The organism is Pseudonocardia nigra (assembly GCF_019396355.1).
Lineage (GTDB): Bacteria > Actinomycetota > Actinomycetes > Mycobacteriales > Pseudonocardiaceae > Pseudonocardia > Pseudonocardia nigra.
The window spans coordinates 19,693-34,299 of the sequence record NZ_JAHKRK010000023.1 but is presented as its reverse complement, the minus strand read 5'-3'; the positions used below and the strand labels follow the sequence as shown (position 1 = coordinate 34,299).

Below are 14,607 nucleotides of genomic sequence, written 5' to 3'. Positions count from 1 at the left end.
TCGCGCTGTTAGCCCGACGACCTTGCGGGGAGCTGACGATCTGGGCAGACCAACCCGCAGCCGATGAGGGAGCTGCCGCTGATACCGGGGCCGCATGAGCACGTTGCCCGCGGCGTTAGTCTCCGACCGGTGCTTCACCGGGAAGGGGGACACGGACACGTGGAGGCGAACTCCAGCCGCTGGCACGAGGTGACCCCGTCGTCGTTCGCGCACGAACGCGCAGCGCTGGAGTACGTGCGCTCCCTCCTCCCGGACCGCCACCCGTTCCAGGCGTGGTCGAACTTCACCTTCGTCTCCGACCAGGGGCACGTCCGCGAGGTCGACCTGCTGGTTGCCGCCCCGACCGGCTTCTACCTGATCGAGATCAAGAACTTTCGCGGGAAGCTGACCAACGACGGCTCGGCCTGGACCCTGACGGGCGAGCGGCGCCGCACGTTCGACAACCCGCTTCCGCTGGCCGATCAGAAGGCCAAGGAGCTCAAGGGGCTGCTCGGTCGCGCGGCGGCCAAGGACCGCGGCCTGCGGGTCCCGTTCCTGCGCGGCTGCGTGTTCCTCGCGGAGCCGGGCATGGTGTGCGAGTTGGCGCCCGAGCAGCGCCACCACCTGTATGTCCCCGAGCAGGGCCGCTCGGCGGGTGTCCTTCCCCGGATCGGGGCGGACCTGCTGCTCGGCCCGGTCACGCACGCGCCACCGCAGCAGGAGTTCCTGCGTGCCCTGCCCCGGTTGCTGAAAAGCGTCGGGATCCACCGCACGCGCCGCAGCGTGGCGGTGGGCCCGTGGCAGATCGACCCGCGGCCGTACGAGTCGGGGCCGACGTGGCAGGACCACCACGCCACCCGGGAGGACATCGAGGGCGCGTACCGGCGCATTCGCATCTACCTGTACGAGCGGCAGTCGGACCCGGAGCAGCGTGAGTCGGTTCGGCACGCCGCCCAGCGGGAGTTCGTGGCAGGCCAGGGGATCGACCATCCCGGCCTGCTGGTGCCGGGTGACCTCCTCGACCACGAGATGGGCCCGGCACTGGTCATCGACCAGCGGGCCGACGCGCTCCGGCTCGACCACTACCTCGTCGAGCACGGCGCCACCCTCGATCTCCCGGGCCGCCTCGACATGGTCCGCCAGCTCGCGGAGGCCGTCCGGTACGCGCACGACCGCCGGCTGGTACATCGGGCGCTCTCGCCGCGCGCGATCATCGCCGAGTCGGGGGAGGACGGCTGGGCGAAGCCGCGGCTGCGGATCGGGGAGTGGCAGGCGGCGGCGCGGGGGCTGTCGGCCACCCGTACCACGTACCGGGTGGCTCCGACGACGCACGCGCATCAGCACGTCGAGGCGGCGGCTGCGGCCTACCTCGCCCCGGAGTTCGCCGCCGAGGCCGACGGCACGGTGGCCATCGACGTCTTCGGGCTCGGCGCCACCGCCTACCTGATCCTCACCGGGCGCGCACCCGCCGCCGGGCGGCCCGAGCTGATGGAGCGGCTCGCGGCCGAGGGCGGACTGCATCCCTCGGCCGTCTCCGACGCGATCCCGCCCGACGTCGACACGTTGATCGAGCTGGCCACCGCGCCCCGCGTCGGCGACCGGCCCGCCGACGTCGAGGACTTCCTCGTCGAGCTGGACAAGGTCGTGCGCCCGGAGCGGCCGGTCGACGAGGAGCAGGACCCGTGGGAGGCGCAGCCGGGAACCGAACTGCCGGACGGCTGCACGGTCCTGCGCGTGCTGGGCACCGGCGCCACCGCGCGCGCGTTCCTCGTGCAGCGCGACGGGCTGGAGTCCGTGCTCAAGGTGGGGCGATCGGCACAGTCCGAGGAACGCCTCGGCGACGAGGCGGTGGTGCTGGAAGGGCTGCGCCACGAGCACCTCGTGCTCCTCAAGCGGGGCGCTTTTCCGCTCGGCATCCGGCACGCCATCGAGATCGACAATGCGGGGGAGCAGACGCTCGCCCACCTCCTGCGCACCGACGGCGCGCTCGTGCCGGACCAGCTGCAGCGGTTCGGCGACCAGCTGCTGGACGTCCTCGACTACCTGGCGCGCCGCGACACGTTCCATCGAGACATCAAGCCGGACAACCTCGGGGTCCGGCGCCACCCGAAACGTGGATCAGCCCTGGTGCTGTTCGACTTCTCCCTCGCAGGCGCCGCCGCATCGGACGTCCAGGCCGGAACGCGCGGGTACCGCGACCCCTTCCTCGGCAGCGCCCGCCGGCCGACCTACGACGGGGCCGCCGAGCTGTACGCGGCAGCGGTCACGCTGCACGAGATGGCCAGCCTCGAAGTGCCGGTGTGGGGTGACGACGGCACCGACGCGCAGTTTGTGGACGAGGTGACGTTGTCGGCCGAGCTCTTCGATGCGGCGCTGCGCGAGCCGCTCACGGCGTTCTTCCGCAAGGCGCTGCACCGCGACGCCGACCAGCGCTTTCCGACGCCGGCGGCGATGCGTCAGGCGTGGGGACGGGTCTTCACCACGGTCGACGAGGCGCGCCCGGCCACCACGTCCTTCACACCAACCGATGATCCCCAGGAGCTGCGCGACGAAGCGGCCGAGGCGGCCACCCCCGAGACCGCACTCGACGCGGCCGGTCTGTCCCTGCGGGCAGTGGCGGCGGCCCAGCGGCTCGGCGCCAATACGGTCGGCGAGCTCCTCGACGTCCCCACGCGCGAGCTGTGGAAGGCCCGTGGGCTGTCGAAGCTCACCCGCACCGAGCTCGTCAGCCGGACCAGCCAGTGGCGGCGTGCCTTCGCGGCGCCCGTCCCGGGCCCCGATCGGGGTGCGCCCGCCGACGACCGTGGTGCGCCCCCGAGCCTGGACCAGATCGCGCCCCGCCTGATTCCCCTGCCGGGGAAGCGCGGTGTCGACCAGGCCGACCTGACCCGCCGACTGCTCGGCCTGCCGAGCGACCAGGGCGAGCTGCCCGGAACGCGGTGGCCGACGCTCGCCCAGGTCGCCGCCGAACTGGGGCTGACCGGCGCGCGGATCGCCCAGATCATGGGCGCCCGCCGCAAGCAGTGGGTCGCCGATCCGTGGCTGATCGACGTCCGGACGGAGCTCGAGGAGATCCTGCGCGGGCTGCGCCGCGTGGCGGCGGCCTCCGAGCTGGTCGAACAACTCCTCGCGTCACGCGGCTGTGTGCGTGAGGAGATCGTGGAACGCCGCCGCGCCTACGGCTACGCGGTGCTGCGCGCCGCGGTCGAGGCGGACGCCCTCACCGACGCGCCCCGGTTCGCCACGCGTCGGCACAGCGACTGGCTGATCGTGGCCCTGCAGGTGTCGGATGACGAGTCGCTCGACACCCCGAGCGACGCGCAGCTGCTCGACATGGCCGTTGCGGTGGCCGACGAGGCCGTGACGCTGGCCGCGCGCGACCCGTTGCCGACGCCGATCACGGTGGTGCGGACCCTCGCCGAGGTCGCGCTCCGGTTCGAGCTCGTCCCCGACGAGCGACGCCTGGTGCAGCTCGCCGCGGCGACGTCGGCGACGGTGTGGGCCAACGCCCGGCTCGAGATCTATCCGCGCGACCTGGATCCGATCCGCGCGCTGCGCCTGTCCCAGGCCGGCGCCGGGGTGTCGACGGAAGGGCTGAGCCCGGCCGCGCTCAGCGCGCGGGTCGGCGCCCGATTCCCCGGCCTCGCGCCGCTGCCGGACGGCTTGGAGCTGTCGCGCCTGCTCCGCGAGGCCGGCTTCGACCTGCGGTGGGACGGCGAACGCCTGGTGCCGCCGACGTCGGTCACCGCCAGCAGCTCGCGGCAGCCGGAGACGTCGGTCGGCCCGGCAACGGGCGTCGCGGTCGCGGCGGTCGGCGGCGAGCCGGAGGCCCGGATCGCCTACGTCCTCGACCACGGCGGCGCCCGGCTCGTCACCTTCCGGCGGTCCCGCTGGGCAGCCGGCCGCCGCCGGGTGACGGAGGTGACGGGCGTCGAGCCGGTGGACGTCTCCGCGGCCTTCGTCGGCGCGCTGCGGCAGGTCGCGGCGCAGCGGCGGATCACCGACTTCGGGCTCGTCCTGCGCGCGGATGCGCCCGATGCGGATGCCCGCGCGCGCAGCAACCTGCACCGGGTGGTCGACGCCGCGTGGGAGCAGCTCGAGCGGGAGTGGTCGGAGCGCGACGTGCTCGTGCTCGACCAGCTCACGCCGCTCGGCCGGTATGCCGGCGGCCCGGCGCTGCTCAACCGGGTGCTCGACGCCGCACGGGTGGCGGGCCGCAATGGCGGGCCGCGCACGGTCGTGCTGCTGTGTCCCGCCGAGGACGGGCGGCAGCCCCCGCGCATCGACGGCCACGCGATCGGCATCGAGAGCGCGGAGGAGTGGATCGTGGCGCCGTCGAGCTGGACGTCGGCGAGTGCGGCGTAGAAGTTCGTGCTGGTGCCTCGATCAGCGCTTCTTGCGGGGAACCGCCTCGCCGGGGCCGTAGCGGACGGTCTGCCCGCGTTGCTGCTCCGAGGTGCGGACGAGGATCCCGCGTCCGACCAGCTCGCGCAGGATCGCGGAGGCACGGTAGACATCGACGTCGAACATGTTCTGCACGGTCCTGTTGTTGATCCCGCCGTACTCGGCGAGATGCTCGATGATCTTTCTCTCGCGCTCCGAGGACGGGGCGCGGTGGTAGGCCACGGCCGGGCCGAGCTCGGCCAGGACCGAGCCGCGGAGCCGGTAGTTGGGCAGCTTCCGGCCGACGGTGCCCTGGCTCGGTTCGAGTAGACCGCGATCGTCGTCCGCGAGTCGGCGCAACAGCTGCTGGGCGTCCTCCACGGAGCGTTGGATGTGGGGAAAGACGTCCCTCGCGGTCACACTGCGGCGTCGGCGAAGGAGGTCGATGATCAGGAGGACGTCGAGGTCGTCCTGCTCATTGGATGGGAGACCCGCCACGAAGCGCGCAATCCGGATGTTGGGGCGGTCCGCCGTGAACGTGACGGACACCTGATCGCGGTCGTCGGTGATCCGCGGCGGCACTCGGCCGAACCGGAGCATCTCGCGGTACATCCGGTCGATGCCCTGTCCGACCTGTTCCACGAGCCCCAGGTGACGGAATGCGTTGAACAGCGAGCGGAACCGCGCCCGGTGTGGGTGCCGGAGGATGTTGCCCGGCGTCACGCCGGCCACCAGTGGTCCTGGCGACGTGATGCTGAGCCAGTCGGGAGAGTGCTCCACCTGGATCGGCCGTCCGGTCCGATGGTCGCCGTGGACCACCGCGTTGAGCAGTGCTTCGCGGAGCGCGACCGGCGGGAAGTCCGCGACGGCGAGTTGCTGCCCGGCCGGCAGATTGACCGGGGTGTAGGTGAGGCGGGCCTCCACGATCTCGAACAGGCGCTCGACGACGAGCACGAGCGGCTCGCTCATCCGCAGCACGTGATCAGCTTCACCCCCTGCTGCCTGCCGGTGTTGGTAGACGACCCTCGGCAGGTCTCGCTCGCTGCGTGGGCCGAACATCAGCCAGCCGGCGTTCGTGAGGGCCTTCCTCGGCGTGAGCACCCCCAAGCCGGTCAGCAGGTCCTCCGGACTGCCGTCGGCCAGGGCTGCGGCACCGCGCTCCGGCACCGCGAGCAGCAGGGATCGGGCCCGCGCGAGAGCCGTCGGATCGGCGTGATCGGCTCCGCCACGCCCCGCCGAACGAGCCGACCAGTCCTCGCTCGCCCGCTCCTCACGCAAGCGGCCGACATCGTCGGCGGTCATCGGGAGGCAGTCGGTTTCCCGGCGCCAGGAGTAGCGGCCCGTCGCGGTGCCGTACACCTCGAGCCCTTCGGGAACCGTGATGACGAGAACGGTGCGCCCTTCGACGACCTCCTCGGCCACGATGACGTCGAGTCCCGGCGACGTGCGCTCGTAGATGGCGCGGCGGATCGCTGACGGCGTCAGGTCGGTGCCGGTGACGGCATCCGTGCCGGCCACATCGTCGGCCACGCCCAGGACGATCAGCCCGCCTGCCGCGTTCGCGAAGCACACTGCGGCGTCGGTGAGGTTGGCGAAGGTCTCCTTCGCGCTCCGAGACGGCGCCTTGAAGTCGAGCGTCTGGCTCTCCAGCTTGCGCGGCCTGGTGCCGCGTCGGAGCTGACGCAGTGCGGTGACAAGCTCGTCCTGCACTTTGGACCCACTTTTAAGGTAGTGACAGTTTGGAGGTCTGTTAAAAGTAGCAGCAAAGTCAGGATCGTTCCGACGGTCCGGGTTGGGCTCCTGCACCGAGGGCGGGCTGCGCGCGATGCGGCGGGCCGTCCGAGGGACGGGTGCCCGCGTGCGGGCCCCGACCACTGCGAGATCAGCAGCCCACGCCGTTGCGCTACCGGTGCGCGCCCGTGCATCGGTCAGATCACCAGGTGGGGGCGCGGTTTGCGGCGGGGTGTCTGCTGTGGATCGACCCATCGGGGCGGGAGGAACTCCGGGAGCCCGTCGCGGATCCGGACGGCCCACCCGCCGGTGCGCCCGGCACAACATCACCAGGTTCGCCAGGGTGGTCTCGCCCCCGTGCTCCCACGGTCGGAGGCGGCGATCGCGGTCTGTCACGGGTCCGTGGACGGCGCTCAGGGGTTGGTGAGTCGGGCTGCGCGCTGGGCGATGGTGGCGATGGCGCAGGGCCAGCGGCTGATGGTGCCGCAGGCGGCGCAGCGTCCGTCGGGGGCGTGGTGGTGTGTGGCGAGGGCGCGCTGGATGCTGCCGGGCTGAGTCGCGAGGAGGCGGGCGGCGGCCGTGAACGCCTGCTCGGCGCGGTCGCCGGGGCTTTCGTGCACGGCGTCGTCGGGGCGGTCCTCGCTCATGGCAGGTAGCGGGCGCGGACGAAGGCGAGGTGGTCCTGCCAGGTGAGGCGGCACCACCGCGCACAAGCGCGGCGCTCCCGGCGTTCGCGGGCGGCTTCCCGGGGTTGGCGTATCGCGGCGGCGGGTGCGCGGTGACGCCCTGGTCGTCGGGGCTGCGGGGTGGGATGCCGGTCGGCGCGGCGGGTCGGGGTCGCACCGCGCCGACCGGCGGTCTGGGGGCAGCTGCCGGGGTCGGCGTGCCTGGTGGGGGCCACGGGTTGATCGTGGGCCGCGGAGCGGCCGGGGCGGGATGATCGGGTGTGGAACTGTTGTCGCACCTGTGCCGACGGATGGTGTTCTGACCTGGGACGATCAGCGCTGGCGGCGGCCTGCCGTAGGTCGGGTGCGGGCCGCGGTACGGGGAGTTGGTGGGTCGTGACGGTGGTGCGGCGGTGGACGGGCGCGGAGGCGCGGGCGCTGCGGATGGCGCTGCGGTTCAGCGTGCGCGGGTTCGCCGAGCACCTGGGGGTCGCGGCGCGGACGGTGTCGAAGTGGGAGGCGGCGGGGGCCGCGACGTTCCCGCGTCCGGAGACCCAGGCGATGCTGGACACGGTGCTCTCGCGGGCGGACGGGGCGGCGCAGCAAGTATTCGAGATGTTGTGCCGCACGGATGCGAGCCCGTCAGCGGCGGCGGCGTGGCGGCCGCAGGGCTGGGAGTTCGAGACGTGGACCGACGATCTGGAACGGGCGTCGGTCGCGTTGAGCCGTCAGGACTTCGGGTCGGCGAGCGTGCTGTTGGAGCGGTGGTTGATGCGGTTTCCCGAGGCCGGGGTGGACGAGCGGGGCGGCTACTTGCGTGCCCGGTCGCTGATCCTGCAAGGCGGGATCCGCCGGGATCAGGGACGGTTGGTCGGGCCGGGCTCGGCACGCGCGTCGTTCCTGGCTGCGCGGGAGGGGTTCGCGCGTCTGGGCATCGACAGCCGGGTGGCGCAAACCGACCTCGGGTTGGTCGTGCTGGAGGAGATGGGCGGCGACCTGGAGTCGTCGGCGCGGGGTTACCGGGGCCTCTCGACGGATGAGCGGCTCAGCGAGCGGGACCGGGCCTTGGCGCTGCTGTGGGTGGGCACGGCGCTGAGCAAGGTGCCGCGTCCGGACGCGGCGCAGCACGCGTTGACGACGATGGCGGCGGCCAGCGAGGCGTTCGAGCGGCTGGACGAGGCGGCGGACTGGTCGGTGGCGCAGCAGAAGCTCGCGCTCGCGCACCGGGCGCGGGGCGACCTGGGGCAGGCGTTGGCGTTCATCGATCTCGCCGAGCGGAACCGGATCAACGACTCGCCCTTGCAGCTGGTGCGGCTAAACAGCGCTCGGGCACATATCCTGCTGACCGATCCGGCCACTCGGAACGAGGGCGCACAGGTGATCGACCGGGCCCGCGAGATGGCCGCGCTGCACGGACTGCGCCATCAACTCGACAGCATCAGGCGTATTCGTACGGCGATGTCAGTGGCTTGACCCATTCCGATTTGTGGAGGTTCTCGCAGGTGGGTTTACGTGAGTTGGGTGTGGTGTCGGATCAGGATCGGGAGGATGCCGAGCTGATCTGGGACTACCACCAGATGGGGCACCAGGTGCGCCCGTGCGAGGTGGCCATCGGGCTGGGCAGCCATGACCTCGGTGTGGCGGTGTACGCGGCCGAGCTGTTCCGGGCGGGTTTGTTCCCGACGGTGGTGTTCACCGGCGCCACGAGCCCGACCACCCGGGATCGCTTCCCCCGCGGAGAGGCCGAACACTACCGGGAGCAAGCGATCGAGCTGGGAGTTCCGCCGTCGGCGATCCTGGTCGAGCCGCAGGCCACGAACACCGGGGCGAACATCGCCCTGTCCCGCGAGGCCCTCGCCGGGGCAGGGGTGCATCCGGGGTCGGCGTTGCTGATCTCGAAGCCGTACATGCAGCGGCGCGCCTACGCCACCGCCGGGAAGGTGTGGCCCGAGCTGACGGTGGTGTGCGCGTCGGAGCCGCTGGCGTTGCCCGACTACGTGAAGAGCATCGGCGACGAGAAACTCGTCATCGACATGCTGGTCGGTGATCTGCAGCGGGTCATCGAGTACCCGAAGCAGGGCTTCGCGGTCGAACAGGACGTGCCGATCGGAGTCGAGCAGGCGTATACGCGGCTGGTCGGTCGCGGATTCATCAGCCGCCTGCTCGGATCGGTATGAACGACGGCCGCGTGTGCGCAATCCATCAACCGAATCTGTTTCCCCGATGGGTCACTCTGGCGAAACTGCTGGCCTCGACAACGTGGGTCGTACTTGACGACGTGCAGTTCTGCCGTCACGACTACCAGCACCGCGCGCGACTGGGCCAGCCCGATGCTGCGCAGCGCCAGTGGCTCGTCGTCCCGGTGCATCTACCGCACGGGCGCGGCACGGCGATCCGCGATGTCCGCGTCGCCGATCCCGAGACGGCGCGGCGGCGGGTCGCGAGGCTGACCCGGCAGTACTACCGGAGAGCGCCGGGCTGGGCTCGCATCGCCGCAGTCGTCGACGAGGTCGCCGACCTCATCGGGTCGACCGAGAGCCTGGCGACCGTCGCCGAGACCTCGACGACGCTGCTGCTGCGCGCGTGCGGCTGGACGGGCGAGATCGTCCGATCCAGCGTCCTCGCCCGGCAGGGCCCGATCAGCACCGAGCGGTCGGCGCGACTCGCCGACCTCACCCGCGCGGCCGGGTGCCCAACGTACCTGTGCGGGCGCAGCGGCCGCGCCTACCTGCATCCCCGGCCGTTCACGCGCACCGCGACGACGGTCGAGTTCTTCGCGCTCCCGGACGCGGACCAGGGGCCGCTCGTCGACCTGACCGCGCTGACCACCCTCGCCGCGCGGACCGTGCCGAGCGCGTAGGTCGGGGCCGGCCAGGGCGATCCCGCTGAACGCCCATTGGTGCATCGAAAGTTCCACACCAGGGCGACGCCCAGACCTCCCCGGGCCGCCCCTGGCGGCTGACGATGGGATCGCACCGCACGATCCCGGCGGGTTGGGCGGTGCGGACATCCGCGACGACAGGGGACCTTGATGCATGCGCTGATCGCCAGCCCGTTCCTCGGCGAGCACCTCGTGGTCCGGCCCGGACGTGAGCAGGGCATCCGCATCTCCGCGCGCCGCTTCCGCGTACTCGCCGATGACACCGCACACAATCGGCCCGTTCCCGAATGGCTGGTCGAGTCGGCCGGACGAGCCTGGGACATCGCGCTCGGGGACGCCGCGCTCGCGGACACGGTGCTGATCCGGAAACCCGCCGAACTCGGCTACGCCCGCGCGTCCTGGGAGATCAACAAAGGTTGTGACTACGACTGCGAGCACTGCTACCTCGGCTTGAAACGGTTCGAGGGGCTGTCGTGGGAAGGAAAGATGACGCTGCTGGAGGTCATGCGCGACGCCGGGGTGCTGTGGCTGCAGATCACCGGCGGCGAACCGCTGATCGACGCGCACTTCCCGGCATCGTACGAGTACGCGACCTCGCTCGGGATGATGATCGCCATCTCGTCGAATGGATCGCAGTTGTCGAAACCCCGGATCCTCGAATGCCTCACCCGGCACAAGCCGTACCGGCTGACCTTGAGCGTCTACGGGGCGACCGCGGAGACCTACGAGGGCCTGACCCGCAGCAGGGGCGCGTTCGGGCGGTTCACCCGCGGTCTCGACGCGGCTCGCGACGCCGAGCTGCCGGTCCGGCTCAACATCATCGTCGCCGACCGCAACGCCCATGAGCTGGACGAGATGCGTGCGCTCGCCGATCGGCACGGCTTCCCGCACCAGGTGTACACGAACATGTGGCCGACCATTTCCGGGGGCGGCGAACCGCTCCCGACCCAGGCTGCGGACTTCCTCCGCCGTCGGCGCGCATTCACCGGCTGCAACGCCGGACACACGTTCTTCCACTCCGACCCGTTCGGGAACGCCTCGATCTGCAAGGTCGGTCGCGACCCCCAGATCGACCTCATCGCCGAGGGCGCGAACGGTCTGCGTGCGCTCGGCGGAATCGCCGACGGGCTCATGTTGCGCACCGGCGGCTGCTCCGGCTGTGCGATCTCCGGAACGTGCTGGACCTGCCGCCCGCTGGCCAAGCTCTACCAGGAGGCGAAAGCCCCACTCGCGACCTACTGCCAACACCGAGAGGGGAGGTGAAACCATGACCGCCATGCCGATCACGCTCGACATCCGGCCACTCGACGACGACATCGTCGAGCACGTCGAGAATCTCGACACCCTCGTCGAGACCGTGATGTGTTCGTGCAGCGCCGGTGACGACCAGCCCTACTGAGCGCGCCGCAGTCAGCACGGAAAACGTCGTTCCCGGCCCCCACCTTTCGGCGGCCGGGAACGACGCGGTAACCCCGCTTGTCCTCTTCACACGCGCCGAGGGACGATCACCAACGTGGCCATGCCCCGCATCCACTGGCACGACCTGCCCGCCGCGACCCGCGCGGCGGTCGCCGTGCACACCGGCGTCGTGCACACCGCGCGCAGCGCGCGGACCGGCATCAACTCCGGGATCGCCGCGACGATCGACACCGACCGCGGCCGGTTCTTCGTCAAGGGCGTCCCCGCCGCGCATCCGCAGGCGCTCACCCAGCAGCGCGAGGCCGACATCAACCCACACCTGCCGCCCGGGTGCCCGCGGCTGCTGTGGCGGGCGCGGACCGCCGAATGGGACCTGCTCGGGTTCGAGCTGATCACCGGCCGCACGGCCGACTTCGCCCCCGGGTCACCGGACCTCCCCCGGGTCGTCGCCGCGCTCGACCAGCTCGCCCGCACACCGTGCCCCGACCTCCCGCTCAAGCGGGTCGCGCAGCGCTGGGCCCCCTACGCCGCGACGGGCGCGGTCGGACTGCTCGACGGCGATCAACTGCTGCACACCGACATGGCACCGCACAACGTCCTGATCGGCACCGACAGCGACCCGTCGGCGCACCTGATCGACTGGGCCTGGCCGTCCCGCGGCCCGGCCTGGGTCGACGCCGCGGTGTGGGTGCTGCGGCTGCTCGAGGCCGGTCACACCCCTGAGCAGGCCGACCGGTGGGCGCGCCAGCTCGCGCCGTGGCGCGCCGCGCCCACTGCGGGCGTACGGGCGTTCGCCGACGCCAACGCCGCATTGTGGGCCGAACTCGGCACCCAGGACCCCGAGCGCGGGTGGAAGACCGCGCTCGCCGGGCACGCCCGAGCGTGGGCGGCCTACATCCACGGAGAGCGATCTGCAGATGGGGTTCAAACGGGGGTTCGGCGGGGGGGATCAACGGAGGGGCCCTGCTCGGTGTAAACCCCGCAGCGCGCCTGAGTGTCCTGGTCGGAGCGGCTGACAGGGGATCAGCAGGTGTACCAGACTCGCTTGGCAAGCAGCGTGCTGATCGTTGCGGCGGCGCCCCGTGACAGCGGTCCGTGACCGCCCGTTCGGCCGGTCTCCTGGCCTGCCAACTACCCACCAGCTACCCGGCCAACTACCCGTCCACCCACGTCGGAGGGGCTCGGCGCTAATTGCGCCGCAGGTCAGCGCCGGTACACGGGGTCCGCGACTCCGCCCGGCTCTATAGGTACGTCGGGGTTCTCGCCGTCGGGGGGTGTCGGCGCCGCACCACTGGGCCTCGTCCATCCCGCTGCATGCCGTGCGAGTGTGGTTCCGCGGCGGGCGGGGCTCCCGGTCCTGTGTTGGTCCGGGTGGCCCCGCCCGTCGCTGCTGAGCAGGGCGTCAGCGGTGGCGGTGGTCTTCGCGGCGCCATCTCGCGCGCCGTGGTGATCACCTCGCAGACCGCGTCGACCTGCTTGTGGGTCATCGGCGGCAACTGCTGTCGACGATCGCCGCGTGCTGTGCCTGCGTCAACCCGCCGACCGCACCCCTACGGGCGGGTCGGTCTGGTGTGGTGGGCTCGGTGGGGGCGCTGGCGTCGCCGCTGCCCCGTGGAACCCGAAGCGGACGAGTTGCGCCCGCTCCCGCCCCTGGCCTGGCCGCTCCTCGTTCGGCCTGCACCCCGGGCGGGTTGATCATCATGTCGTGGCAGGCCCGTGGGTCCCGTTGCCGGGACCGGGACACCGCCCAGCACACCACCTCCTCGCTCTGTGAACCGGCACGGACAACCGGCGCGCGCACCCCGGCCCGCGAGGGCCCCGGACCGTGCGGCCGGGGTACCGCGGCGGCGAGCGCTGCCGGGCCGATCTCGCTGGTCACGAGGCCGACCCCGTCGTTGCGCCTCTACCGCGGCGCGCACGTCAAGAGATCGTTGCACTCGTGAACGCCCCGCACTTCCCCTCAGGTCGGCGGGCGCGGCCCTGGCGCGGTGTCACCGCCGAGTCACCAGGCCGTCACCGGGCCGCCGGTCGCGCCCGTCGGGGGCGACGCAGCCCGGTACCGAGCGGGCACCGGTCGCTTACCGGCTGCTCTCACGCTGCTTACAGCAGCGGAGAGCACCGAGTCCGCGCCGTCGGCTCGCGCCCCTCGCGGCGTCCGTCGTTGTCGGTTCCCGGGTCGCGCTGCGCCGGGTCGTACTGGGCCGGGTGGGGTTCAGCCGTCCCAGGCGAACCGTTCGGGGCTGTGGTCGCCGTAGCGGCGCGGCATGGCGAGGGTGAGGCGGGGGAAGGCGCGGCGGACCAGCGCCCGCTGCGCGATGGTGTCGCCGCGTTCGGTGGCTTGGGTCCAGGCGGCGACGGCGTCTGCGGTGGCGGCGCCGGTGGTGTCGGGTTCGTCGAGACGGGCGAGGTCGGCTTGTAGGGCGTCGATGGGCGCAGGATCGGGGCCATGGCGGTGTCGACGCGGGTGACGCCCCAGGTGGCGGTCTTGGTGACCAGTTCGTCGGCCTGTGCCTCCCAGCGGGCGATGTCGGCCTCAATCCCGGTCCGCTGCTCGCGCACGGCGGCGAGGTGCGCGGCGACCCGGTCGGCGCGGCGCGGGTCACCGAGGCGGGTGGTGATGTCGGTGGTGACGGCGTGGTCGGCGGTGCGGCCGTCGATGTGGTTGCGCCCGCACAGGGTCCTCGGGGTTTCGGCGTCGTCGGTGCGGCGGCGGCACCGGTACTCCCGCTTGAGCTCCCCGTCCGGGTACGGCGGCAGTGACCCGCGGGGCCAGCCGAGCAGCGGGGTGCCGCACGCCGCACAGGCCGCCGCATTCGGGGACGTCGCCGTGGTCGAGCACGTACCCGCAGATCTCGGCGAGGGCTTCGGCCTGCCGCTGCGGCATCATGCGGTGATCGTCGGTGCCCGACGGCTTGGCCTTCGCGTCGCGCAGAGCGGCGATGTTGTCGACAGCGCTGGGTCGTCGAACCGGCCTTTCACGGTGCCGCCGGGGCGCCCGGTGTGCCGGGTGATCGTGAGCTCGTTGGTCAGGGCCGGGGGGGTTGTCGTCGGGTTCGGGGCCGTCCTGGTCGAGCTTGTCGATGAGGTCGGCGCTCCAGGTGTGCAGCTGGGTGGGGGTGTACTCGGCGGCTCGCTCGGCGAGGATCGGTTCGGCGTGGGCGAGCCGGTCGGCGTCGATGCGTTCGGCGGCGGGCGATGCCATGAGTGTGGCGATGACCTCGACGTGCCGCAGTCCGATGGCGCCTGCGGCGAAGGCGGCCGCGGTGGCGGGCAGCCGGGCCGGCAGGGGGGTGCCGTCGAGGTTGGCCCGTGCGCTGACCTGGTCGGCGGCGGTAATCCGGCGGCGGGCTTCGAACCGCTCCCAGCCCAGCAGGTCGGCCAGTGCGGCGGCGGGGTTCTTGTAGCCGCGGTCGGCGAACGTGCGCGCCGCTGCATCACCGCCACCGTGTCGACGGTGACGCGGTCCAGCCCGCGCGCGGTGCCCTCGCACATCGTCAGCACCGACACCAGCTCGTCGTCGGTGGTGGCCGGGCTCTCCGCGACCGCGCG

10 protein-coding genes are annotated in these 14,607 nt (G+C 72.2%); 7 read left to right on the top strand and 3 right to left on the bottom strand.

Going from position 1 to position 14,607, the window contains the following annotated elements; genetic code table 11:
* Window positions 1-159: 159 nt before the first annotated feature.
* Window positions 160-4,344 carry a BREX system serine/threonine kinase PglW gene (gene pglW, locus KME75_RS08770; RefSeq protein WP_219414066.1) on the top strand — a complete coding sequence of 1,395 codons (4,185 nt, stop codon included), beginning with the start codon at window positions 160-162 and terminating at the stop codon, window positions 4,342-4,344.
* Between the two features lie 21 nt (window positions 4,345-4,365).
* On the opposite strand, the gene KME75_RS08765 is transcribed toward pglW, so the two are convergent.
* Complete coding sequence (locus KME75_RS08765) at window positions 4,366-6,168, bottom strand: ATP-binding protein (protein WP_219414065.1); 1,803 nt, start codon at window positions 6,166-6,168, stop codon at window positions 4,366-4,368.
* Between the two features lie 338 nt (window positions 6,169-6,506).
* Entirely contained in the window at window positions 6,507-6,740 is a 234-nt protein-coding gene (locus KME75_RS08760; RefSeq protein ID WP_219414063.1) for a hypothetical protein, read from the bottom strand.
* Between the two features lie 462 nt (window positions 6,741-7,202).
* On the opposite strand from KME75_RS08760, the gene KME75_RS08755 reads away from it, so the two are divergent.
* The 6 genes from KME75_RS08755 to KME75_RS08735 all read left to right on the top strand — a co-directional run bounded on the left by KME75_RS08755 (window position 7,203) and on the right by KME75_RS08735 (window position 12,034).
* Window positions 7,203-8,231 carry a hypothetical protein gene (locus KME75_RS08755; RefSeq protein WP_246631744.1) on the top strand — a complete coding sequence of 343 codons (1,029 nt, stop codon included), beginning with the start codon at window positions 7,203-7,205 and terminating at the stop codon, window positions 8,229-8,231.
* Window positions 8,232-8,335: 104 nt separating this feature from the next.
* A complete protein-coding gene (locus tag KME75_RS08750) occupies window positions 8,336-8,935 on the top strand; it encodes a YdcF family protein (RefSeq protein WP_219414092.1) in 600 nt (199 codons plus the stop codon).
* Entirely contained in the window at window positions 8,932-9,618 is a 687-nt protein-coding gene (locus KME75_RS08745) for a WbqC family protein (protein ID WP_219414061.1), read from the top strand. The genes KME75_RS08750 and KME75_RS08745 overlap by 4 nt, the downstream gene beginning before the upstream one ends.
* 171 nt (window positions 9,619-9,789) lie before the next feature.
* The gene (locus tag KME75_RS08740) at window positions 9,790-10,902 is read left to right on the top strand and encodes a radical SAM protein (protein WP_219414059.1); all 1,113 of its coding nucleotides are present in this window, start codon (window positions 9,790-9,792) and stop codon (window positions 10,900-10,902) included.
* Window positions 10,903-10,906: 4 nt separating this feature from the next.
* Entirely contained in the window at window positions 10,907-11,038 is a 132-nt protein-coding gene (locus KME75_RS44825; protein WP_281424467.1) for a hypothetical protein, read from the top strand.
* A gap of 114 nt (window positions 11,039-11,152) precedes the next feature.
* Window positions 11,153-12,034: a phosphotransferase family protein gene (locus KME75_RS08735; RefSeq protein ID WP_219414057.1), complete on the top strand. Its 882-nt coding sequence runs from the start codon at window positions 11,153-11,155 to the stop codon at window positions 12,032-12,034.
* Between the two features lie 1,623 nt (window positions 12,035-13,657).
* Here KME75_RS08735 and KME75_RS46650 read toward each other — a convergent pair.
* The gene (locus tag KME75_RS46650; protein WP_219414055.1) at window positions 13,658-14,548 is read right to left on the bottom strand and encodes a DUF222 domain-containing protein; all 891 of its coding nucleotides are present in this window, start codon (window positions 14,546-14,548) and stop codon (window positions 13,658-13,660) included.
* Window positions 14,549-14,607: the final 59 nt, after the last annotated feature.

Excerpts from the sequence above, each read along its gene's own strand:
- KME75_RS08745 (WP_219414061.1), top strand. The coding sequence starts at position 8,932 with ATGAACGACGGCCGCGTGTGCGCAATCCATCAACCGAATCTGTTTCCC.
- KME75_RS08750 (WP_219414092.1), top strand. The coding sequence starts at position 8,336 with ATGGGGCACCAGGTGCGCCCGTGCGAGGTGGCCATCGGGCTGGGCAGC.
- KME75_RS08740 (WP_219414059.1), top strand. The coding sequence starts at position 9,790 with ATGCATGCGCTGATCGCCAGCCCGTTCCTCGGCGAGCACCTCGTGGTC.
- KME75_RS44825 (WP_281424467.1), top strand. The coding sequence starts at position 10,907 with ATGACCGCCATGCCGATCACGCTCGACATCCGGCCACTCGACGACGAC.
- KME75_RS08760 (WP_219414063.1), bottom strand. The coding sequence starts at position 6,740 with ATGAGCGAGGACCGCCCCGACGACGCCGTGCACGAAAGCCCCGGCGAC.
- KME75_RS08755 (WP_246631744.1), top strand. The coding sequence starts at position 7,203 with ATGGCGCTGCGGTTCAGCGTGCGCGGGTTCGCCGAGCACCTGGGGGTC.